The organism is Bacillus paralicheniformis, from assembly GCF_002993925.1.
Taxonomy (GTDB): domain Bacteria; phylum Bacillota; class Bacilli; order Bacillales; family Bacillaceae; genus Bacillus; species Bacillus paralicheniformis.
Map to the genome: position 1 here is coordinate 890,671 of NZ_CP023665.1, position 24,287 is coordinate 914,957.

Genomic DNA, 24,287 nt, shown 5'->3' on the forward strand with positions numbered 1-24,287 from the left:
AAAAAATGAAGATCAACAAGTATATGATGATTTACAAACAAATTGCAGAACAAATCGATCAAAGCATACTGAATGCCGGAGATATCCTGCCGTCTGAAAACGACCTTGCCGAACAGCACGACACCTCGAGGGAAACGGTTCGGAAAGCGCTGAATGTGCTTGCCCAGAACGGATATATTCAAAAGATCAAAGGAAAAGGATCAGTCGTGCTGCACAGGGAGAAAATGCAGTTCCCGGTTTCCGGTTTGGTCAGCTTTAAGGAACTTTCAGAAACGCTTGGCAAAGAGACAAGCACGACGGTCCACGAGTTCGGCTTGACGCATCCGGATGCATATATTCAAAAGCAGCTTCGCACTTCTGGAGATGAAGAGGTATGGCGGGTCGTCAGATCGCGGAATATTAACGGAGAGCGCATCATCCTGGATAAAGATTATTTTATCCGCAAGCATGTGCCGCTCTTGACGAAAGAAATATGCGAGGACTCGATCTACCAATACCTTGAAGGTGAATGCGGGCTCGTCATCAGCTATGCCCATAAGGAAATTGTGGTCGAGCCATGTACGGCTGAGGATCAAGAATATTTGGATTTGAACGGATACGAACACATTGTGGTTGTGAAGAATTTTGTTTTCCTTGATGATACAACCTTGTTTCAATATACGGAAAGCAGACACCGCTTGGATAAATTCCGTTTTGTCGATTTTGCAAGAAGAGAAAAGTAGCACGGTGCGCCTGACGGCGGCCGTGTTTTTTTATGCAGCCGTTTCTCATCACGTCCGCATTGAATATGCTACAGCAGGTGTAAATGAGAAATGGAGGATGTAATCAATGATTCATGAAACCGTAAAGATCGGAAAGAACGTAGTATTGGGAGAGCACGCTGTCATTGAAGAAAATGTGGTCATCGGGGACAACGTAACAATCGGTCATCATGCCATTATTAAAAAGGATACTCAGATCGGCAGCGGGGTGAAAATCGGCGATTTGGCCGTCCTTGGCAAAGCGGCTTCTTCAAATAAAAAAATGGCCCGCCAGCCGAAGCAGGCGGGAGCGCCTTTGCGGATAGAAGATGATGCCGTAGTCGGTGCGAGTGCTGTTATATACCGGGACGTGCTGTTGGAAAAAGGCGTTTTTGTGGGAGACATGGCGAGCATTCGCGAAAATGTTGCGATCGGAAGAGAAAGCATTATAGGACGCAACGCGATGGTTGAAAACAATACTAAAATTGGAAAGAGAGTGACGATTCAAACGGGCTGTTATATCACCGCTGATATGACGATCGAAGATGAAGTGTTTATCGGTCCTTGCTGTTCCACATCAAATGATAAATATATGGGAATGGGAAACTACCCGTATCAAGGTCCAACTATTAAAAGAGGAGCGAAAATTGGAAACAACGCAACATTGCTGCCAGCGGTCGTCATCGGGGAGCATGCGGTCATCGGAGCGGGCGCCGTCATCACAAAAGATGTTCCCGCAGGCAAAACGGCTGTGGGCAATCCAGGCCGGTTGCTGAAATAACGGTTTTTCAATCTTAGCCGTGTTATATAACGTGTCTGCAAAAAAAGAGAGATCATAGGATATAGAGCTTTAATATCTTTTAAAGATCATTGCAGCCAGAAAATGAAAAGAATTGGGGGTGGAAAAATGTCCATTCAAAACGCGGTGATGAACGGTGGTTTTGAGACAGGTGCTTTCTCGCCTTGGGTAGGTATAAACGCATCTGTTACAAGCCAGTTTTCGCATTCAGGGTTTTTCTCTGCGAGATTTTTGGGCGGAACAGCCACATCATATATTGCCCAATTTGTTCCGGCCAGGGCTGGGGAAGGAAGCGAATTTCTTGTTTCTCTTGCGAAAGCGGGATTTCTCCCAGCACCTTCTATAACGATACAAGTTACTTATTTTGACAGTCAATTTAATTTTCTCGAATACGGGCTGTTTGCCACTGTGCCGTCAAGCAGAATACCGGCAGCCGAAAATGGGACATGGCTTGAAGTCTATCAAACAACTTCACCGGCTCCCCCAGGCACCACCCAGGCATTCATTTTGATCAACAACATTCCGCAGGCGGGAACTGCAAGTGTGCTTGTGGATGATGTTGCTCTATTGAGTGTTGAGGGTGGAGGAGGTCCAACCGGAGCGACAGGTCCGACGGGAGCAACAGGTCCGACAGGAGCAACAGGAGCAACGGGAGCAACAGGTCCGACAGGAGCAACAGGAGCAACGGGAGCAACAGGTCCGACAGGAGCAACAGGAGCAACGGGAGCGACAGGTCCGACGGGAGCAACAGGTCCGACAGGAGCAACAGGAGCAACGGGAGCCACCGGTCCGACGGGAGCAACAGGTCCGACAGGAGCAACGGGAGCCACCGGTCCGACGGGAGCAACAGGTCCGACAGGAGCGACAGGTCCAATAGGAGTGACAGGTCCGACGGGAGCAACAGGCACAACAGGAGCGACAGGTCCGACAGGAACGACCGGTCCAACGGGAGCGACAGGTCCAACAGGAGTAACTGGTCCGACGGGAGCAACAGGCACAACAGGAGCGACAGGTCCGACAGGAACGACCGGTCCAACGGGAGCCACCGGCCCGACCGGAGCGACAGGTCCAACAGGAGTGACAGGTCCGACGGGAGCAACAGGGGCGACGGGAGTGACAGGTCCGACGGGAGCCACCGGCCCGACCGGAGCGACAGGTCCGACAGGAACGACCGGTCCAACGGGAGCCACCGGCCCGACCGGAGCGACAGGTCCAACAGGAGTGACAGGTCCGACGGGAGCAACAGGTCCGACAGGAGCAACAGGTTCGACAGGAGCGACGGGTCCGACAGGAGTGACAGGTCCGACGGGAGCAACAGGCACAACCGGAGCGACAGGTCCGACAGGAACGACCGGTCCAACGGGAGCCACCGGTCCGACGGGAGCAACAGGCCCGACCGGAGCGACAGGTCCAACAGGAGTGACAGGTCCGACGGGAGCCACCGGCCCGACCGGAGCGACAGGTCCGACAGGAACGACCGGTCCAACGGGAGCCACCGGCCCGACCGGAGCGACAGGTCCAACAGGAGCAACAGGTTCGACAGGAGCGACGGGTCCGACAGGAGTGACAGGTCCGACGGGAGCAACAGGCACAACCGGAGCGACAGGTCCGACAGGAACGACCGGTCCAACGGGAGCCACCGGAGCAACCGGCCCGACAGGCGCAACGGGTCCGGGAAGTCTGTTGGGAACACCGGCGCAGTCAACTGACCCTGTTTCACTCACAGTTGGCAGCGAAACACCAATTCTAACGATAACTGTTACCTCTTCAGCTGGACAGAATATAAAAGTCGATTCTATGGCTGAAGTTGATATTATCATAGGGCCAGCTACTACTTTTGAATACAGTATAATTTTTACATTGTATAGAAATAACGGCGCTATCGCACAAGTGTCTGTTGATTCTCAGGATGAAAAATCGGCAGGTTCGGTTCGTGTATATGGTGATATTCCTAACCTTACATGGGTTGATACACCAGGGGCAGGAACACAAACTTATGAGGTTAGAATTAATGTAACAGGGACTAACCTTTTGGCAGCCAATGTTAATACAAGAGCGCTAAATGCTGTAATCTTTGATTGATTGTAAAATGGAAGAGTCCCCTTTAGGTTTTCATAAAGCTTAAAGGGGGTTTTTGTTTAAAAGATTCTAATGATAAATTATAAAATTTATCATTTATAGTGATTGGCGTTATAAAAATTCAAAGAAATAGAGTTTTATCCAAACGGTATACATAGATATTTCATATTTTGTTTGAGGGATATTATTATCTCAATTTTTGAGAAAGGGTGGTGAAACTTGATTGACCATTGAGAATCGAATAATAAATGGAGGGTTTGAAACCGGTTCTCTGCCGCCTTGGACAGGATTTAATGCCGTAGTTACTTCTAATTTCAGCCATTCAGGGATTTATAGTGTTAACTTGGTAACTTCGTCGATTGGAATCTTAGCTCAGAGCTTTCTGGTTAACCCGGGAGAGAATTTTGAATTTGTTATATCTATTTCAAAAGCTAGCAGCGCTCCTAATCCTGCGATTGTAATAACAGTAGATTATTACAACTCCTCTTTTGACTTTTTGTCGCAGGGATTAAGCTTAACAATTCCAGTAAACCGTCTATCTGCAGTAAATGTGTGGAATGAAATTTATGCTACAACGAATAGTGCTCCTCCTGGAACCGTTATAGGAGTGGTAACTATTCAAAAACTCCCTCTTAGTGGGGGGGCACCGATACTAATTGATGATGTTTCAATGATAACAATTGATCAACCAGGAGCGACGGGAGCAACCGGAGCAACCGGCCCAACAGGAGCAACTGGTCCGACGGGAGCAACAGGCGCAACCGGGGCAACGGGTCCAACCGGAGTCACAGGTCCGAGGGGAGCGACAGGTCCAACAGGCCCGACGGGAGCAACGGGTTCAACCGGAGCAACTGGCCCGACAGGAGCGACAGGCGCAACTGGCCCAACGGGAGCGACAGGCCCAACAGGTCCGACGGGAGCGACAGGTCCAACAGGCCCGACGGGAGCAACGGGTTCAACCGGAGCAACTGGCCCGACAGGAGCGACAGGCCCAACAGGTCCAACGGGAGCGACAGGAGCAACAGGAGCCACCGGCCCGACAGGAGCGACAGGCGCAACTGGCCCAACGGGAGCGACAGGCCCAACAGGGGCAACAGGCCCAACAGGAGCAACGGGTCCAACAGGACCAACGGGTCCGACGGGAGCAACAGGCTCAACAGGAGCAACAGGCCCGACAGGCGCAACGGGAGCGACAGGCCCAACAGGCGCAACCGGAGCCACCGGCCCGACAGGAGCGACAGGCGCAACTGGCCCAACGGGAGCGACAGGCCCAACAGGGGCAACAGGACCAACAGGAGCAACGGGTCCAACAGGGGCGACAGGACCAACGGGTCCAACAGGAGCGACAGGTCCAACAGGAGTAACCGGGGCAACAGGAGCCACAGGCCCAACAGGAGCAACGGGAGTAACAGGAGCGACAGGTCCAACAGGAGCAACGGGTCCAACAGGAGCAACAGGCGCAACGGGAGCGACAGGCCCAACAGGTCCAACGGGAGCGACAGGCGCAACCGGGGCGACAGGAGCCACCGGCCCGACAGGAGCGACAGGCGCAACTGGCCCAACGGGTTCAACAGGAGTAACCGGGGCAACGGGAGCGACAGGCGCAACGGGAGCGACGGGTCCAACAGGATCAACAGGCCCGACAGGAGCAACGGGAGCGACAGGAGCAACCGGTCCAACGGGAGCGACAGGAGCAACCGGAGCCACAGGCCCAACAGGTCCAACGGGAGCGACAGGCGCAACGGGAGCGACGGGTCCAACAGGAGCAACGGGAGCAACAGGAGCAACAGGCTCAACCGGTCCAACAGGAGCAACGGGAGCAACAGGAGCAACAGGCTCAACCGGTCCAACAGGAGTAACCGGGGCAACGGGAGCCACAGGAGCAACGGGAGCGACGGGTCCAACAGGGGCGACAGGAGCAACCGGTCCAACGGGAGCGACAGGAGCAACCGGAGCCACAGGCCCAACAGGTCCAACGGGAGCGACAGGCGCAACAGGAGCAACGGGAGCAACAGGAGCAACAGGCTCAACCGGTCCAACAGGAGCAACGGGAGCAACAGGAGCAACAGGCTCAACCGGTCCAACAGGAGTAACCGGGGCAACGGGAGCCACAGGAGCAACGGGAGCGACGGGTCCAACAGGGGCGACAGGCCCAACGGGTCCAACAGGAGTAACCGGGGCAACAGGAGCAACAGGCCCAACAGGACCAACGGGAGCCACAGGCGCAACAGGAGCGACGGGTCCAACAGGGGCAACAGGCCCAACGGGTCCAACCGGAGCCACAGGTCCAACAGGAGTAACCGGGGCAACCGGAGCAACGGGAGCGACGGGTCCAACCGGGGCAACGGGAGCCACAGGCGCAACGGGAGCGACGGGCCCAACAGGGGCGACAGGACCAACGGGTCCAACAGGAGCGACAGGATCAACGGGTCCAACAGGAGCGACAGGTCCAACAGGAGTAACCGGGGCAACCGGAGCGACAGGTCCAACAGGAGCAACAGGTCCAACCGGCCCGACAGGAGCAACAGGGCCAACAGGTCCAACCGGAGCCACGGGAGCGACAGGTCCAACGGGTCCAACAGGGGCGACAGGTCCAACCGGAGTGACAGGCGCAACTGGCCCAACGGGAGCGACAGGCCCAACAGGGGCAACCGGCGCAACGGGAGCGACGGGTCCAACCGGAGCCACGGGAGCGACAGGTCCAACAGGAGCAACGGGAGCAACAGGACCAACAGGAGCAACAGGACCAACAGGATCAACAGGCCCGACAGGGGCAACGGGAGCGACAGGAGCAACCGGTCCAACGGGAGCGACAGGAGCAACGGGAGCAACAGGACCAACAGGAGCAACAGGCCCGACAGGAGCAACGGGAGCGACAGGAGCAACCGGTCCAACGGGAGCGACAGGAGCAACCGGCCCGACAGGGGCAACGGGAGCCACAGGCGCAACGGGAGCAACGGGTCCAACAGGTCCAACGGGAGCGACAGGTCCAACAGGAGTAACCGGGGCAACGGGAGCGACGGGCCCAACAGGGGCGACAGGACCAACGGGTCCAACGGGAGCGACAGGTCCAACAGGAGTAACCGGGGCAACGGGAGCAACCGGAGCCACAGGAGCAACCGGAGCGACAGGTCCAACAGGAGCAACAGGTCCAACCGGAGTGACAGGCGCAACTGGCCCAACAGGCGCAACGGGAGCAACAGGCGCAACGGGAGCGACAGGACCAGCGGGTCCAACAGGAGCAACCGGCCCAACAGGATCAACAGGCCCGACAGGTCCGACGGGAGCAACCGGCCCAACAGGCGCAACGGGAGCAACAGGCGCAACGGGAGCAACAGGAGCAACGGGAGCGACAGGAGCAACGGGAGCGACAGGAGCAACAGGAGCGACAGGAGCAACAGGAGCGACAGGCGCAACCGGGGCAACCGGAGCAACCGGTCCAACGGGAGCGACAGGAGCAACCGGAGCAACCGGCCCGACGGGAGCAACCGGCCCGACAGGAGCAACGGGAGCGACAGGCCCGACAGGCGCAACGGGAGCGACAGGCCCAACCGGTCCAACGGGAGCGACAGGAGCAACCGGAGCAACCGGTCCAACAGGAGCAACGGGAGCAACAGGACCAACAGGGGCAACGGGTCCAACAGGAGCAACTGGTGCAACCGGAGCGACAGGTCCAACAGGAGCAACTGGTGCAACCGGAGCGACGGGTCCAACAGGGGCGACAGGTCCAACAGGAGCGACAGGTCCAACCGGAGTGACAGGCGCAACCGGCCCAACAGGAGCAACCGGAGCAACCGGAGCAACAGGCGCAACCGGCCCGACCGGCCCAACGGGAGCGACCGGAACCACAGGCCCAACCGGCCCAACAGGTCCACAGGGTCCAACGGGTCCGCCGGGTGAAGTAGGAGTAATGGTAGTAGCTGGTCCAACCGGCCCAACAGGACCAGCTAGTCCACAAACCGCTATATTCTTTAACAATCTATTTGGGTCTACTACTGTTTACAATCCCTCAACGATTCCTTTAAATACAGAAGTAACTGTTGTGTCGGTTCCTAATGTATCGGTCACTAGTGGGCAAAATATTAAGGTGGATTATGCATTGGCGATAGAAGCCGTAAATACTGCAAACAGTAATATAATTTTTGAAATAAGGCTATATAGAGGCGGAACTTTAGTTCAAACTAGAATATTTAATAGAAGTCTTGCGGCTGCTGGTACTCAAAGATTTCCATTAGCCAGCACAATTGTTGATACAGTTCCTGCCACCGCAACAGTTGAATATTCCGTTAGGGTAGCGGTAACAATGGCTTCAAACGTTACTTCTGCTGCAGCATTCAATAGAAATTTAAATCTCATTCGGTTCCCTTAAAGGGATGGGGGAAAGCTAAATGGAGCTTTCCCCTTTTGAAGTTTCATATTAAGTAAAAGGACGTTGTTGTTAAAATTAATATATTTTGCTTCTCTCGGATTTAGCTGCTATAAATGTGTTTTAATCATATGGAAAATAACGTGACCGAGCTTAGCAAGGAGACATAGTATATGTTAGCTTCATTCTCGAAAAGGGAATTGAAGCTAATCTAATGAAAGGGAGGTAAAATCCTAGATGTCGATCCAAAATTTGGTTGTAAACGGCAGCTTTGAAAACGGGGCACTTCCACCCTGGGTAGGCCAAAATGCAACCGTCACAACTCAATTTTCTCATTCAGGTTTTTGGTCGGCAAGATTACTGGGCGGGGCTGTTACTTCTTTTATTGCACAATTTGTTCCAGTAGATGCAGGAGAAGGATTGGAATTTTTAGTTTCTCTAGCTAAAGAAGGTTTTCCTGCTCCATCGCCTCAGGTGCAAATTCAAGTGTCTTATTTTGATAGTTCATTTAACTTTTTAGGCCAAGGTCTCTTTTTAAATATCCCGTTCAACAGACTACCGATTGTTCAAAATAATACATGGCTTGAAGTCTATCAAACGACGACCCCAGCTCCAGCTGGCTCTACTATGGCTTTCATTTTGATTAATACTTTGCCGCAGGCAGGTACAGCGAATGTCATTGTAGATGATGTAGCACTATTAGATGTAGAAGGCGGAGGAACAGGTCCAACCGGCCCGACAGGTCCAACCGGCCCGACAGGTCCAACCGGTCCAACAGGAGCAACTGGTCCAACAGGTCCGACGGGAGCGACAGGCCCAACAGGAGCAACCGGTCCAACAGGAGCAACAGGCCCGACAGGAGCAACCGGTCCAACAGGAGCAACTGGTCCGACAGGCCCAACAGGAGCAACGGGAGCAACCGGCGCAACGGGAGCAACAGGCCCGACAGGAGCAACCGGTCCAACAGGAGCAACCGGCGCAACGGGAGCAACAGGCCCGACAGGAGCAACCGGCCCAACCGGTCCGACGGGAGCAACAGGTCCAACCGGCCCGACAGGAGCAACGGGAGCGACAGGAGCAACGGGAGCGACAGGAGCAACCGGTCCGACGGGAGCAACCGGGGCAACCGGCGCAACGGGAGCAACCGGAGCAACGGGAGCAACCGGCGCAACGGGAGCGACAGGCCCAACGGGAGCAACCGGTCCGACAGGCCCAACAGGAGCAACGGGAGCAACCGGCGCAACGGGAGCAACCGGCCCGACAGGAGCAACCGGTCCAACAGGAGCAACCGGCGCAACGGGAGCAACCGGCCCGACAGGAGCAACCGGCCCGACAGGAGCAACCGGTCCGACGGGAGCAACGGGAGCGACAGGAGCAACAGGTCCAACCGGAGCAACAGGAGCAACCGGCCCGACAGGTCCAACGGGAGCAACCGGCCCAACAGGTCCGACGGGAGCAACAGGTCCAACCGGAGCAACGGGAGCAACCGGCCCGACAGGAGCAACCGGAGCGACAGGAGCAACCGGAGCGACAGGCCCAACAGGTCCGACGGGAGCAACCGGAGCGACAGGAGCAACCGGTCCGACGGGAGCAACCGGAGCGACAGGAGCAACCGGAGCGACAGGCGCAACGGGAGCGACGGGAGCAACCGGTCCGACAGGAGCAACCGGTCCGACGGGAGCAACCGGAGCGACAGGCGCAACAGGTCCGACGGGAGCAACCGGAGCGACAGGCGCAACAGGTCCAACCGGAGCAACCGGCGCAACGGGAGCAACCGGCCCGACAGGTCCAACGGGAGCGACAGGCGCAACAGGTCCGACGGGAGCAACCGGAGCGACAGGCGCAACAGGTCCAACCGGAGCAACCGGCCCAACTGGAGCAACCGGAGCGACAGGTCCAACCGGAGCAACCGGCCCAACTGGAGCAACGGGAGCGACAGGAGCAACGGGAGCGACAGGCCCAACAGGTCCGACGGGAGCAACGGGAGCGACAGGAGCAACGGGAGCGACAGGCCCAACAGGTCCGACGGGAGCAACGGGAGCGACAGGAGCAACCGGTCCGACGGGAGCAACGGGAGCGACAGGAGCAACCGGCCCAACGGGAGCAACGGGAGCGACAGGAGCAACGGGAGCGACAGGAGCAACGGGAGCGACAGGAGCAACCGGCCCGACAGGAGCAACGGGAGCGACAGGAGCAACCGGCCCGACAGGAGCAACAGGTCCAACAGGAGTAACGGGAGCGACAGGCCCAACAGGTCCGACGGGAGCAACCGGTCCGACGGGAGCAACCGGGGCAACCGGCGCAACGGGAGCAACCGGCCCGACGGGAGCAACCGGTCCAACCGGAGCAACTGGAGCGACAGGAGCAACCGGTCCAACAGGTCCAACCGGAGCGACAGGTCCAACAGGCCCAACAGGTCCGACGGGAGCAACCGGTCCAACCGGAGCAACTGGAGCGACAGGAGCAACCGGTCCAACAGGTCCAACCGGAGCGACAGGTCCAACAGGCGCTTAATATTTAACGACTATTAGCAAATATTTTCCGTTTGTTTTTCCGGAACTTCGCTGGAATGCTATGCGAATGATTCAGGGGGCAGTAAACCTATGGTTTACTGCCTTTTTTCTATTGCTTATTTCTAAGAATAAAAAAACATCCCTGTCACTATTTTGTGAAAGGGATGTTTTTGATTGATTAGCCTTTACGTTGGCTAAATGATTGAATGGCTGAGACTACTTGATCCACATTGACTTGATCATGGCAGGGAAGGGTGATCGTATTTTGTTCAAGAAAAATGGAATTGGGTTTAATCTGTCTGTATTTGCGGCGGTAATAGGTAGTGCCGCTTAAGCAATAGGTGCCGAAAGTCGACTCTATATGGCAGTCGCTCAAATATTGAATCAATTCGTCGCGAACGATGTTTTTTGGAACTTTGAAAACGGCGGATTGTGTATTGTGTACAACGTCAGGTCCGATTTGTTGACTTTGGAATCCGAGGGGTTCAAGCTGTTCACTATATGCTTTCTGCTGAAGATTTCGGCGATGAATGATGTCATCAAGTTTTTGGAGCTGTTTGATTCCAAGAGCGGCTTGGATATCAGATAATCTGTAGTTGTAGCCGAAATCCATAAAATCCAATTGGCCGTCAGAGATAGCGGCGCCATGGTTTAACTTGACTGAAAACCAATCTTTCAACTCTTCCCGGTCGGTTGTAATTGCTCCGCCTTCGCCTGTCGTAAGCAGCTTTCTGGGGTGAAAGCTGAAACAGGTGAGATCGGCAATTTTTCCAGATTTACAGCCGTATTCACTGCTGCCGATCGCACACGCGGCATCATCCACGAGTGGTAAGCTATACTCTTTACATATGTGTTTAATGTTGGTGATGCCTGTCGGGTTTCCAAGAGCATCTACAAAAAGAACGGCTTTTGTCCGGGACGTGATTTGACTTTCCAGCTCTTCTGGAAGCATGTTAAATGTTTCAAGATCAACATCGGCAAAAATCGGCTTGGCACCTAAATCTTCTATTACATTGACAGTGGCGGGAAACGAAAAGTCTGAGACGATCACTTCGTCTCCGGGTTGGACGTTAAGGCTTTTAAGGCACATCGATAAAGCCGTTGTAGCCGATGTTGTTAAAAAAGCATGCTTTGCACTTACATACTGTTTAATATGATCAGCAAATGTTCTGACATAAGGGCCTTTTGTCAGCATGCCGGAGGAAAATATTTCTTTTAATTCTGCTTCCACTTCTTCAAACGTAATATACGGCTCAATCAACCTGATCATGAGCGCTCCTCATCTTTCATCCTTCGGTTTTTGATCACCTTTGCCGGCACGCCTACCGCTATGCTGTACGGGGGAATATGACGATTGACGACGGCATTTGCTCCGATTTTGGAGTGGGCGCCTATCGTAACGCCTGCTAAAATAGACGCACCGATCCCGATGTTGCAGTTTTCTTCAATATGAATGGGAGCAAATGTAAGCGGCGAAAACAAAATGGTACTATCGGGTATATCAGGATCGGTATGGTAGGCGGCGTGTATCCGGACATTCGGACCAATTCCCGCAAATTTTCCGATTGTAACCCCGCCGGCACCGTGTATAAAACATTGCTGACCGATCCAGCTGTTTGAGCCGATGATCAGGTCATGCTTATAATAGCCTTTTAAAATCGTGTCATGGCCGATATAAACGTTATCTCCGATATAGATATTTTCCGGATGAAAAATGCGGACTCCGTCTTCAATAACGACATTTTCGCCGCACCCTCCAAGCTGGGAAAGGGTAAATTCACCTTTTCCTTCGCTTTTCCATTGTTTCAACAAAAGCGCCTCCTTTCTTATTGATCCAAATTTTTTTGAATGCTTTCAGCTGTTCTTGTGATCCCTTCTTCCAGATCTACTTTTGCGCTGAAACCGAGCATTTCTTTTGCTTTATTGACCTGAGGGATGCGAAGTTCAATATCGGCTTCTTTTTTCTCTCCAAAGATGATTTGCGATTTTGATCCAAGAACTCTGATAATCGTGCTTGCCAATCCGTATACAGTGATCACAGTCCGTTCATTGCCGATGTTGAAAGACTCTCCGATGGCTTCTTTCATCGTCAAACAGCGCAATATTCCGTCGATCATGTCATCTACATAACACCAGGCCCGGATTTGCGTTCCGTCGCCGTGAATATAAATCGGCTCATCTAACAGAGCTCTGTGAACCATCGTTTTGATGGCGCCTTCCCCGACTTGTTCCGGTCCATAAACATTAAAAGGGCGGACGGTGACGGTCGGGAGCCCCAATTCTTTAAAATAGGCATATGCCATATGTTCCTCGGCGAGTTTGCTGACAGCATATGTCCAGCGAGCTTCTCCCACCGCTCCTAAAACAGTATGACTGGTCTCTCGCGCCCTGAAAGCGATTTGGCCGAACACTTCACTCGTACTGAAACAAACGACCCTTTTGCATTCGGTTAAACCTGCAGCCGCTTCAAGCAGATTGGCTGAACCGATCATGTTGACCTGCATCGTTTTAACGGGATTTTGAATGACCGTGTCAATCCCTGCGATGCCGGCGGCGTGGACAATGTGGCTGGCCCCTTGGATCGCCTTTTTAAGCGTGTTCACATCCAAAATGTCTCCCTGCACCACTTTCAAGTGAGGATGGTCCCGGTAAGGTTTATACCGGAGGGAGTCTCTTGAAAAATTGTCGTATACGGTGACGCTGTTGCGCTCTATCAGCTTTCCTATTAAAGAGGATCCGATAAAGCCTGCTCCGCCAGTTATGAAAATATGCTGGCCGGATAACTCTGTCATATCGCTCATCAATTGTTCACCTGCTTGTTTCGTTTTTTTGAATTACAAATCCCGCGACGCGAAAGGTGTTCAACATCATCCCGAAAGTAGCGCCTGATAAACAGCCAGCGTTTTTTTGCTGTTTTTCACCATATCATGATGAACTTCTGCATACTTTCTTCCTTTCTGGCCGATTTCCGGCAGCATATCCCGGTTTTTCAGCACATTTTCAATCACTTCTGTAATGTTGTCGGGATTTGCTCTTATGAGAGGCAGTTCGGAAGGATAGTTCTCCTTCATAAAATCACTGACCCAACAGATAACGGGTTTCCCCATTGCCATCGATTCGACGGCAAATAATCCATAGCTGCCGATATGAAGCTGATCAATGATCAAATCCGCCTTTTGATAGATTTTCTTTGCCTGTTCATGAGAAACCCCTCGTACTAGTTGAAAATGAAAATCGTATTTTTCTTTTAAAGACTCCACCGCCTTAAGGATGTGGCGGGTTCCTTTTATTCCTGGAGAGGTGGGGGCATGAACGATGAGCGGTTTTTCATTTGATCGGTAGTCGGGAATATAGCGGTCAAGCTGGATCATGGTTGGAATCATGTGGACATGCTCATAATAGTCTTTTACATACTCGTAAAGTTCCATATCGGCGACGATGCAGTGCTGGACATATTGTGAAATTCGTTTGAGGTGATATCGAATTCGCGCTTCGTTTTTCGTTTTGACAACGGCGTATGGATTTGTTTTAGCCAATGTTGAATAAAGCCTCACATCGCTGCCCCAATGATGCATGATCATTGGTTTACCTGCCTGTTTTAAAATGGGATAATCCGACATGTCCAGCGTAAAGCTTGTGCCAAAATGAAAATGGAACAAATCATAGGATGGCAAGAGATCACTGGAAAGCCTTCTCAGCTTCGCATTCATGGCGGGCGTATTGCGTTCTTTCAGCAATGACCAGGTGTAGTCGGCAGCGTAATTTAAATAATAAGGATAGTAATTTAAAGTGTGGGCAAGCGCGCCATGCTGTGAGAGCCCTTTAGCCAAGGTGTTCATTTGGTTGGCGATTTCCATTGTGCCTTGCAAAACGCGAATTTGTCCGGCCGGAGGCTCGGTTTTTTCATGAACAGGAAGATCAAGCTTTGGCCCGCTTTCGGTTTCTGCTCCATCTCCTTTTTGAAGATAGGCCGCGCTCTCTTGTTCCCTTCCGGTGCGCAGGCACACTTTTCCCATCAGCAGATTTAAAGATCTGTTATCAGGAAAAAGGTCAAGCCCCCTCCAGAGCCATAGCCAGGCGTTATGGTCATGGCCGAGATAGACAGAAAGAGAGGCTTGAAGAAAATAAAAATCGGGCTCGTTATGCGAGCCGTCGGCTTCCCACTCTTTTAAGCGCTTCATGGCTTTGTTCCAATCTTTTTGTTCCAGACAATGAATGATGTCTGACTTGAAATCTTTCATGATGACCTCCCATCGATCACGCTGCTTTCAATTTCTCCTTTTAATGGCAGAATAAAAACGCTTTGTGCGCTCTATCATACGTATAAATGAATCTATATGACTGTGTATTTGTGCGAGAGTATAAGAGAAAAACCTTCCACAGAGCGGAAGGCTTTATATCAGCTGGATTTTTTTAATATTTTTCATATATCGTTCATACTGATTGTCTGAAGCGAGGCTTAATTGGAAGTATTCATCCATTTTATCCAGGAGCGGCTGAATGCATTCTTTTTTGGCGTCTTGATCTAAATGCCGGGTATATCCGTTTTGTGCGTATCTCCGGGCCATTCTCCAAAAGGTTTTTCCGATGCTGAAATATTTCAAGGACTGTCTTTGATTTTCCTCAAGCTCCTTCCATTTGATATGGGGAAAATAGACGCTTTCGTCAAATTCTTTCACAATATAGTCGATGACGTACACAAGCGATTGAATCCTTTTATGCAATTGGTAGGAAATATTGTTTTGATGGCGGCGGTAGCACAATACAGGTTTTCTTAAATAGCGGCGCTTCCAGCCGCGCTTCGTGTTGGCCAAACAATTCAGCACATCCCCTGCAAGCGGCTTTTGCGGATCAACCAGCCAAGTAAAGCCTTTTTGCTGATAATAAGATGCTTTAAACATGCCCACCATCGGGACAATGCCTGAGCCGCCCCTTTGAAAAATAGTCCTCACCAGCTCCTCATCGCCATACTCTTGATACGTCCACAGCCCCGCATTTTTTCCGTGTTGATCAACAAGCAAAAGGTCCCCGTACACATAATCTAATCCCTCTTCTCCAAAAAAGCACTGCATAAAGTCATGGAGCACCAAATTGTGCGGAAGGAAATCATCTGCGCTTAAAAGCAAAACATATTCGCCTTTTGCCTCTTGGAAGATTTCCTTAAAAGCGAGATCAGGAAGTTTTGTATTTTTGCTGTGGCATATCGTTCGAATGTGCGGATGCGTTTTTTGATAGTTGCTGATTTTTTGCATCGAGTCGTCAGTTGAGTGGTCGTCAACGATCAGAATGTCGATATTAGGGTAGAGTTGATTTAAAACGGATTGAAGGCATTCATCAATAAAATTACTGTAATTATAGTTGATGATGCCTACCGTAATCAGCGGCGGATTTGGCATAACCGTCAACTCTGACTGCTTTGCAAAGCCTGAAATCATCTCTTCAATTTTGCGCATGCTCAGGTCATATGAATAATGCTCTTCAATAAACGACCGATAATGGAGAGATGTATAATCACCGCTTGTGATCATGGCCACGAATTCATCTATTGTATTCCAAACAACTGATTCATCGTATATCGTCTTTGCGCCGTAAAAATTGTGAATCAGCGGTTTTATGCCTTTAGCCATCGCTTCCATGGCCGACATATGCTGACTTTCAAGAAGGCTCGTGCAAATCAGGTAATGCTTATCTTCCAAGTATTGATTCATATCATCCTGCCATCCGTCAAATTGGACGCTGTCAGTCAGCCGGAGTTCATCAATCATTTGCTTGAAGTACAACTGATAGCGGGCGTCCTGAAACGTCCCGGCGATGAACAGTTTGTATCTTGAGTCTTTGTCAATCAGTGCCTTGAAAGCCTGCAGCAAAAGCATCGGACCTTTTTTATAGTTGATATAGCCGACATATGCGATATGAAAGCCTTTTTGCCTTTGCTGAAAGGTGTATTGGTCTAAATTGATTCCATTTGGAACGACGGCCGTTTTCTCTTTTTTCAACGATTTAACTTGATCTAATACATATTCCCGCATGTGTTCCCCGTCAAAGATCACTTGATCCACCGCTTGCCAATATACCTTTTTAATATAAAAAGTAAATGCTTCATAGCTGTGGAGCCTGCATATTAATGTTTTGGCCGCTGCAGAAGGGACTTTGCTCCCGTGGATCAATAAATCATCGCACCATTCAAACCAGCAAATATCCGCCCATTGCATGCCAGTGTCGATTTGATTCAAATCATGAACCGCGATTTTTCTGGTCCGGTAAGTTCCGGAAAGGCGCTCAACGACAGCATTCAAAAACCGGTCTAAATCCGGTTTGACGAAAAAAATGATCTTTGGACGCCTGACCATTTTTTTGAAAAGGTCTTCTTTCTCCTTCATGAGGCGATGTTGATGTTCGCGCCTGACAAACAGGAGGGCATCATCATATAATTCAGACGCTCTCTGAACCTGCTGCTTTTTTTCATAAACAAAAGCAGCGCTTATCAGTAAGCCGGGATCGAAGGGAGCGGCTTCCAGCCTCTCTTCCAGCTTCTGCGCAGCATCGTGCCATTTGTGTTGAAATATCAGTTGGGATATTTCGGTTTCTCTCCAGCTAAGCCCAACAGAGTCTAGCAAATATTCCAATTCATTATCCATCTGAAACCTCCTGGTTAAACACATTTTCGCTAGTAGTATCTATATTCAAGCGAGAAAAGAAAGTTCTATGAAAAATACTTCGGAAATGGCACAGCCTGAAAAGCTAAAACAGTGACAGCGGCACAAACGCGATCAGCTGCTGGTTCATATTTTATGGGTAGATTTTAAAAAAGAGTCTCAGGGAGTGAAGGCTTTGGTTACAATCAGTCTATGTATGATTGTCAAAAATGAAGAAGAAGTATTAGCGAGATGCCTTGATACTGTGAAAGACATTGTAGATGAAATTAACATTGTGGATACGGGGTCGACAGATCAAACCGTAGAAATTGCGAAGCGCTACACAGACCGCGTCTTTTTCTTTGAATGGATCGGCGATTTTGCGGCTGCCCGCAATGAATCGTTTAAACACGCCACAAAGGATTATATTCTCTATCTGGATGCGGACGATGTGTTGCTTGAGGAAGATCAGAAAAAATTAAAAGAGTTGAAGGAAACGCTTGATCCTTCCGTTGATTCCGTGTCCATGTACTATGATGCGGGAACTGACGAATTCGGAAATGTGACATTAAGGTACCGCCGCAACCGCCTGGTAAAAAGGGAGAAAAACTTTAAATGGAAAGGCGACTGCCATCAATATTTGGAGGTATTCGGGAACATTATCAATGCCGATATCTCGGTGACGCATAAAAAAATCCGCCACTCTGTCGGACGAAACCTCAATATTTACCAAAAGAAGATCGATCGCGGCGACACGTTTACCCCGCGCGACTATTTTTACTACGGAAATGAATTAAGAGAAAACAGACACTACGAAAAAGCAATTGAAAGCTACAATAAAAACATTGAAATGAAAGAAGGATGGATTGAAGACAAAGTATACGCCTGCATCAACAAAGCCGACTGCCACCGCTTTCTCGGCGACTTGGATAATGAGCTGAGATCGCTCTTCCAGTCATTTGAATTTTCCAAAACGCCTCGTGCTGAAACATGCTCAAGAATCGGCTATAACTTTCAGCGGCGGCGGGAATACAATGCCGCTATCTACTGGTATGAGCTGGCGACAACACTGGTGCCTGATTCGAATAAATGGAGCTTCACCTATCCGGCATATTACACTTGGTACCCTCACTTGCAAATGTGCGTGTGCTACTACAATTTAGGAGACTTTGAAAAGTCGTATCAGCACAATGAAGAGGCGAGAAAATACCGTCCCGATGACAAATCCGTCCTTCATAACAAACAGCTGCTGGAAGGGAAATTAGGCATTAACAAATAAGCATGGTCAAGACTTACTGAACAAGTAGGTCTTTTTTTATGAAAAAAATCAAGCCGTGCCAAATTACCGGCAGGCATCATAACTTATTTTGGAACTTTTTGATTTTAGAGGAGGAACAGAGATGATCCCGTTAATCAATTTAAAACGCCAGTTTCAAACGGTAAAACAAGATATTTTACAAGAGTTTGAGCATGTGTTGGACAGCGGCCAATATATATTGGGGCCCAAGGTTGAAGAGCTGGAGAAAAGAATAGCCGAAAAGCTTGGTGTAAAAGAAGCGGTCGCGGTCGCCAACGGAACGGATGCATTAGTGCTGACGCTCGAAGCTTTCGGTATCGGCAAAGGGGATGAGGTCATTACGACGCCGTTCACTTTTTTTGCGACCGCCGAAGCTGTCTCAAGGGTGGGGGCTAAGCCGGTGTTTGCTGATGTTGATCGTGAAACCTGCAACCTTGATCCGGAAAAAATAGAAGAAAAGATCACCCCTGCTACTAAAGCGATCATTCCCGTCCACATTTTCGGACAGCCGGCTGATATGGACGAGATCATGGCGATTGCCAAAAAACACGGACTGCTTGTGATTGAGGATGCCTGTCAAGCGTTCGGCGCTTCATATAAAGGGCGTCCTGTCGGCAGCATCGGGGATGCCGCCTGTTTTTCATTTTTCCCGACAAAAAACTTAGGAACGTTGGGAGACGGGGGAATGGTGACGATTTCAGATCCGGATGCGGCCCGGCAATTAAGAACACTCAGAACCCATGGCACAAGCAAAAAATACTTCCATGACAAAATCGGTTTCAACAGCCGTCTTGATGAATTACATGCCGCTGCTTTGCTCATTCTTCTTGAGAAAATCGACGGCTGGAATGAACAAAGAAGAAAAGTTGCCAGCCGCTACAAGGAAGGTTTGAAAACGGCGGAGCATCTCACACTGCCGGCTGAGAAAGAAGACCGCACACATATCTATCATCTCTATTGTATCGGCGCGAAAGACCGCGACGAATTCATTCAATCGCTGAAAGAGCAGAACATTCATTCTGGCGTGTATTATCCTTGCTGCCTTCATTTGCAAACGGTCTATTCTTCATTGCAGTACAAAAAAGGCGATTTCCCTATAGCCGAGTCCTTGTCCGAAACCCTTTTCGCGATTCCGATGGATCCTTTTCTAGCCGCTGAGGAACAAGAGCAAATTATTTCCCCGCTGCTGAAAAAAGGAGGAGGGGGAAAGTGACGGTTCATTTCGGTTTAATCGGCTGCGGCTATATGTCAAGAAAACATCTTCAAGCACTGGCCGGGTGCGGTGATGCAAAGTTGTCGGCCGTCAGTGATTTGCAGGAAGAACGGATGAAGGAGGCGGAACAATACTATGCTTCCTTCACTGGAGATGAAAGCCGAATGACCCGTTATCAGCAGTATCAAGCGCTGCTTTCAGATTCTAAAATAGAAGCGGTCATTATTGCGGCGGTTTCGGGACTGCACGCCGAAATGGCCAAAGCTGCGCTGCAGGCAGGCAAGCACGTCATCGTCGAAAAACCGATGACCTTGTCATTACAGGATGCCGATGAGCTGATAGAACTGGCGGAACAGAACGGGCTGAAGCTCATGGTCTGCCACCAGATGCGCCACCGGCCGATCATGAAAAAACTGAAGGAAACGATTGAGAGAGGAAAACTGGGAAGGATCTACTTAGGCACAGTATCGCTTCGCTTAAACAGGTCACCCGCTTATTATGAAGCGGCAACCTGGCGGGGAAGCTGGGAAAAAGACGGCGGGATGCTGGTCAATCAAGGGATACATCTGATCGATCTGCTGCAATGGTTTTTAGGTGATGTAAAAGGCGTTTACGGAGATATACTGGGCGGTTCCGGAGCAAAAGAAACGGAAGATGTTGCTGTCGGTGTTCTGACGTTTGCCAGTCAGGCGAAAGGAGTAGTAGAAGCGAATATCGTCACACAGCCAAACAATATCGGAAGCTCTCTCTCGATTTTTGGAGAACATGGAACGATTTCATTGGAAGGCCCGGCATTAAACCGGATCAGCCGCTGGTATATCCACGGGGAGAAGGATGCTGCTGAAGAAGCGGCGCAGCTGATTGATCTCAGCGGCGAACAAACCGCTATGTATCAAAACTTTATAAGCGCCGTCAAGCGCCAAGACACACTATTGGTTGACGGCTATGAAGGGAAAAAGGCGATTGAAACGATTTTTGGAATCTACCAGTCTGTGCTGCAGAAGCAGCCGGTGCAGCTGCCTCTTTCTTCGTTTCAAACATCTGATATGAAAAATAAATAGGTTTTGATTTGGTAGATCGTCCCTTTCAAAAAAAGATTTAAAACATAGTTTATTAAAGGAATGTACAGAAGGGGCGATTTGATAAATGAGCAAACAGGAAATGCATAACGAAACGATAGCGGTCATCGGCTTGGGGTTTGTCGGTCTGCCCTTGGCCATGTTGTTGATATCAAAAGGAATTCGGGTTATCGGTGTTGATTTGGATAAAAAGAAAGTCGAGGCATTACGGAAAGGGAACAGCTATATTTCAGATATCAACGATCAAGCGGTGCAGGACGGAATAGGCACCGGTTTCTTTCGTCCTGTTTCGGACTACGGTTTAATCGGCGAAGCGGATGCCGTCATCATCTGCGTACCGACGCCGCTGAATGATGATGCGGGTCCTGATTTGACTTATGTGAAAAGAGCGGCGCAATCGATTGGAGGGCACTTGAAAAAAGGGCAGCTCGTTGTGTTGGAAAGCTCGACATATCCGGGTACGACAAGGGACATCGTCAAACCGATCCTCGAAGAAAGCGGCCTTGTATGCGGAAAGGATTTTTATTTGGCTTATTCTCCAGAACGCGTTGATCCGGGCAATCAATTCCCGATTGAAGTCGTGCCGAAGGTAGTGGGAGGCGCGACGGAGGCATGCCTTGAAAAGGTGCATCAATTATACAGCGGCATTTATGAAGAGGTTGTGCCTGTCACATCGCCTGAAACAGCGGAGCTGACAAAGCTGCTGGAAAATACGTACCGGTTTATTAATATTTCATTCATTAATGAATTCGCGATGATATGCGACAAGCTCGGGGTGAATGTATGGGAAGTCATCGAGGCGGCAAGCACGAAGCCGTACGGCTTTGCGGCGTTTTATCCAGGTCCCGGCATCGGCGGCCATTGCATCCCCGTCGATCCGCTGTATTTGCAGTTTGTCATGAAACAAAGCGGTTTATCGAGCGACTTTATCGAGCTGTCGGAAGCGACAAATGATAGAATCGTCCGCTATATCGCAGAGCGTTCCTTGCAACTGGCAGGGAAAGATAAGGCGACAGACGCCCGCATTTTAATCTATGGCGTCACCTATAAACGTAATATAGCGGATGTCCGCGAATCAAAATCGCTTGATATTATAGAGAAGCTGATCGGCATGGGGGCTGATGTTTCCTACCATGATCCGCACGTTCCGGAACTCGACCTCAGCGGCAAAAAACTGGCAAGCATGCCGATAGATTCAGAGATGCTGAAAGCGTACGACTGTGTTGTCGTTTTGACCGATCATGACGCACTTCCGAAAGAGCTGTTACTAAACCATGCAACCGTGATATTTGATACAAGAGGCGTATTGAGAGAAGCAGCAGGAAAAGCGAAAGTCATCCAGCTCGGAAACGGGTGCTCTTGACGCCAATTTTTTTCCGCGACTCACGCCCAGACCCGTTCGGAATACAATAAGTTAAAACAAGAACGTAAAGGGTGAGGGCCGTGTGGATCGGAATTTTGTTGATGGTCTTTGGAATTGGGATCAGTATTTTTGCCGTCAGTCTGATTGTCAGCTATTTGTTTGTTATGCCGAACAGGAGCACATATGAAGAAACCTTTTTCAGCGGACTCAAACACGGCGAGATCATCGATGATGTGTTTGAGTCACACGACAAAGAAGAGCTGTTTTTGACGGCGGGGGATGGATGCCGGCTGCATGCGCTGCTTTTTCCCGTTCAAAAGAGCAGGAAAGTCGTCATCGTTTCCCACGGCATCAAGTGGTCGCTGTTTGGAGGGTATAAATACGTCGAGCTGTTCCAGTCCATCGGCTACAATGTTCTGCTTTGCGACAGCAGGTGCCACGGATTGAGCGGCGGTTCACACGTTTCTTACGGATTTTACGAAAAGGACGATTTGGCGAGGTGGGCTGACGAGCTTGAGAACAGGTTCGGCAAAGACCTTTGGATCGGAGTGCTTGGCGAATCGCTAGGAGCCGCGGCTGCCATCGAGCTGATGAAACAGGACAGGAGAATCAAGTTTTGTATTGCCGATTCCTGCTTCAGCGATTTAACAGAGCTATGCCGCTTTCAGCTGAAAGCCGCCGTCAAATTGTCCGTGCCGTTTCTCATCCCGTTGGCAAGCGGGCTGATCAAACGGCGCCACGGCTGGAGCCTTGCCGACATATCGCCGGTCAGCAATCTTGAGCAGTCAGACACGCCGCTGTTTATCATCCACGGCACAAATGATCAGCTTGTTCCGCCGGAAATGGCCAAAAGCCTGTATGACCGGAAAAAAGGGATAAAGAAACTGTATTTGATTGAAGGTGCCGGACATGTCGGCGGATACCGCCACGATCCTGAAGAATACTTAGGCAGAATCAAAGACTTTCTCTTGAAAATCGAGCCGGCCAATTAGCCTTGCGATTCCAGCATTTCAGCGGCAGCCGATCGTTGGCGAGCTTCCTTGATTTTGCCGGCATAGGAAGCTCCCCAATTCATCATTTGACTGATGATCGGAATCAGGGTCTTGCCGAATTCAGTTAAACTGTACTCGACTTTCGGGGGAACCTGCTTATAAATCGTGCGGCAGACGATGCCGTCGCGCTCAAGTTCGCGAAGCTGGAGGGTCAGCATCCGCTGTGTCACGGCGGGAATTAAACGACGCAGCTCATTAAAGCGTTTTTTATCATCGATCAAATGATACAGAATGACGCTTTTCCATTTGCCGCCGATGATATCGATCGTTGCTTCCACCGGGCATGAATAACCGTCCGGTGTTTCGCATGCCTTCGGATTCTTGTTCATTTTCCTCTCTCCTTAGTATAAAAAATGATACTATGCCACAAAAATGTGCGTACTTTCTTATTGCTATTATAATGATTAGAATGAAATTAAGAAAGGAATATAAACTATAGACAAAAGGAGAGAACAGAACATGACACAGCAATCCAAGAAGCAGGAGATTCTTGACGCATTCCAATTTAGACACGCGACAAAAGAGTTTGATCCGGACAGAAAGATATCAGACGAGGATTTTCAGTTCATTTTAGAAGCGGGCAGACTGTCGCCAAGCTCTGTCGGCCTCGAGCCGTGGAAGTTCGTCGTCGTCCAAAATAAAGAGCTGCGTGAAAAACTGCGCCAGGTCTCATGGGGCGCACAGGGACAGCTGCCGACAGCCAGCCATTTCGTTTTGCTGCTCGGACGCACGGCTAAGGAAATGCGGCATGATTCCGGGTATGTTGCAGATCAGTTAAAGCATGTGAAAAAAATGCCGGAGGACATCATTGAAAATATGCTGAAAGAAGACGGCGTTCTGAAAAGTTTCCAAGACGGCGATTTTCATTTGTACGAAAGCGACAGAGCGATGTTTGACTGGGTATCAAAGCAAACGTACATCGCGCTAGCCAACATGATGACGGCGGCCGCCTTGATCGGTATTGACTCCTGCCCGATTGAAGGCTTTAACTACGACAAAGTCCACGACATCCTTGAAAAAGAAGGATTGTTGGAGGACGGCCGCTTTGACATCTCGGTCATGGCCGCTTTCGGTTACCGCGTGAAAGAACCGCGTCCGAAGACGAGACGGGCGCTTGATCAAATCGTGAAATGGGTTGAATAAAAAAAGTG

17 protein-coding genes are annotated in these 24,287 nt (G+C 50.4%); 11 read left to right on the forward strand and 6 right to left on the reverse strand.

Translation table 11 applies throughout. The features are described 5' to 3' along the window. Positions 1 to 5 precede the first annotated feature (5 nt). From treR to CP943_RS22790, 5 genes are all read left to right on the forward strand, one after another. Entirely contained in the window at positions 6 to 722 is a 717-nt protein-coding gene (gene treR, locus CP943_RS04500) for a trehalose operon repressor (protein WP_020450546.1), read from the forward strand. A gap of 106 nt (positions 723 to 828) precedes the next feature. Beyond that, positions 829 to 1,521: an N-acetyltransferase gene (locus CP943_RS04505; protein WP_025810396.1), complete on the forward strand. Its 693-nt coding sequence runs from the start codon at positions 829 to 831 to the stop codon at positions 1,519 to 1,521. Between the two features lie 126 nt (positions 1,522 to 1,647). Further along, positions 1,648 to 3,621, forward strand: coding sequence for an NTTRR-F1 domain (locus CP943_RS04510; RefSeq protein ID WP_105980808.1), 1,974 nt, complete (start codon positions 1,648 to 1,650; stop codon positions 3,619 to 3,621). A gap of 220 nt (positions 3,622 to 3,841) precedes the next feature. Further along, positions 3,842 to 7,987 (forward strand): NTTRR-F1 domain, encoded by a 4,146-nt coding sequence (locus tag CP943_RS04515; protein ID WP_234026558.1) that lies wholly within the window; start codon positions 3,842 to 3,844, stop codon positions 7,985 to 7,987. A gap of 234 nt (positions 7,988 to 8,221) precedes the next feature. Beyond that, complete coding sequence (locus CP943_RS22790; RefSeq protein WP_267895625.1) at positions 8,222 to 10,498, forward strand: NTTRR-F1 domain; 2,277 nt, start codon at positions 8,222 to 8,224, stop codon at positions 10,496 to 10,498. A 177-nt stretch (positions 10,499 to 10,675) separates the two neighbouring features. On the opposite strand, the gene CP943_RS04525 is transcribed toward CP943_RS22790, so the two are convergent. From CP943_RS04525 to CP943_RS04545, 5 genes are all read right to left on the reverse strand, one after another. Continuing rightward, a complete protein-coding gene (locus CP943_RS04525; protein WP_075212799.1) occupies positions 10,676 to 11,767 on the reverse strand; it encodes a DegT/DnrJ/EryC1/StrS family aminotransferase in 1,092 nt (363 codons plus the stop codon). After that, positions 11,764 to 12,306 (reverse strand): acyltransferase, encoded by a 543-nt coding sequence (locus tag CP943_RS04530; protein WP_026580665.1) that lies wholly within the window; start codon positions 12,304 to 12,306, stop codon positions 11,764 to 11,766. The genes CP943_RS04525 and CP943_RS04530 overlap by 4 nt, the downstream gene beginning before the upstream one ends. Before the next feature lie 17 nt (positions 12,307 to 12,323). Next, complete coding sequence (locus CP943_RS04535; protein WP_095293063.1) at positions 12,324 to 13,298, reverse strand: NAD-dependent epimerase/dehydratase family protein; 975 nt, start codon at positions 13,296 to 13,298, stop codon at positions 12,324 to 12,326. 66 nt (positions 13,299 to 13,364) lie between these two features. Beyond that, positions 13,365 to 14,738 (reverse strand): glycosyltransferase, encoded by a 1,374-nt coding sequence (locus CP943_RS04540; RefSeq protein ID WP_105980809.1) that lies wholly within the window; start codon positions 14,736 to 14,738, stop codon positions 13,365 to 13,367. Positions 14,739 to 14,891: 153 nt separating this feature from the next. Next, positions 14,892 to 17,135 (reverse strand): glycosyltransferase, encoded by a 2,244-nt coding sequence (locus CP943_RS04545; protein ID WP_105980810.1) that lies wholly within the window; start codon positions 17,133 to 17,135, stop codon positions 14,892 to 14,894. Between the two features lie 193 nt (positions 17,136 to 17,328). On the opposite strand from CP943_RS04545, the gene CP943_RS04550 reads away from it, so the two are divergent. The 5 genes from CP943_RS04550 (at position 17,329) to CP943_RS04570 (ending at position 23,076) form a co-directional block, all read left to right on the forward strand. Further along, positions 17,329 to 18,411: a glycosyltransferase gene (locus CP943_RS04550; RefSeq protein WP_031304956.1), complete on the forward strand. Its 1,083-nt coding sequence runs from the start codon at positions 17,329 to 17,331 to the stop codon at positions 18,409 to 18,411. Between the two features lie 121 nt (positions 18,412 to 18,532). Continuing rightward, the gene (locus tag CP943_RS04555) at positions 18,533 to 19,642 is read left to right on the forward strand and encodes a DegT/DnrJ/EryC1/StrS family aminotransferase (RefSeq protein WP_105980811.1); all 1,110 of its coding nucleotides are present in this window, start codon (positions 18,533 to 18,535) and stop codon (positions 19,640 to 19,642) included. Further along, a complete protein-coding gene (locus tag CP943_RS04560; protein ID WP_095293056.1) occupies positions 19,639 to 20,703 on the forward strand; it encodes a Gfo/Idh/MocA family protein in 1,065 nt (354 codons plus the stop codon). The genes CP943_RS04555 and CP943_RS04560 overlap by 4 nt, the downstream gene beginning before the upstream one ends. 85 nt (positions 20,704 to 20,788) lie before the next feature. Then, positions 20,789 to 22,084 carry a nucleotide sugar dehydrogenase gene (locus tag CP943_RS04565; RefSeq protein ID WP_095293055.1) on the forward strand — a complete coding sequence of 432 codons (1,296 nt, stop codon included), beginning with the start codon at positions 20,789 to 20,791 and terminating at the stop codon, positions 22,082 to 22,084. An 80-nt stretch (positions 22,085 to 22,164) separates the two neighbouring features. Next, positions 22,165 to 23,076 (forward strand): alpha/beta hydrolase, encoded by a 912-nt coding sequence (locus CP943_RS04570; protein WP_039073326.1) that lies wholly within the window; start codon positions 22,165 to 22,167, stop codon positions 23,074 to 23,076. Here CP943_RS04570 and CP943_RS04575 read toward each other — a convergent pair. Then, positions 23,073 to 23,465 carry a winged helix-turn-helix transcriptional regulator gene (locus tag CP943_RS04575; RefSeq protein WP_020450561.1) on the reverse strand — a complete coding sequence of 131 codons (393 nt, stop codon included), beginning with the start codon at positions 23,463 to 23,465 and terminating at the stop codon, positions 23,073 to 23,075. The genes CP943_RS04570 and CP943_RS04575 overlap by 4 nt on opposite strands. Before the next feature lie 130 nt (positions 23,466 to 23,595). On the opposite strand from CP943_RS04575, the gene CP943_RS04580 reads away from it, so the two are divergent. Then, complete coding sequence (locus CP943_RS04580) at positions 23,596 to 24,279, forward strand: NAD(P)H-dependent oxidoreductase (RefSeq protein WP_020450562.1); 684 nt, start codon at positions 23,596 to 23,598, stop codon at positions 24,277 to 24,279. The last annotated feature ends 8 nt before the right edge of the window (positions 24,280 to 24,287 follow it).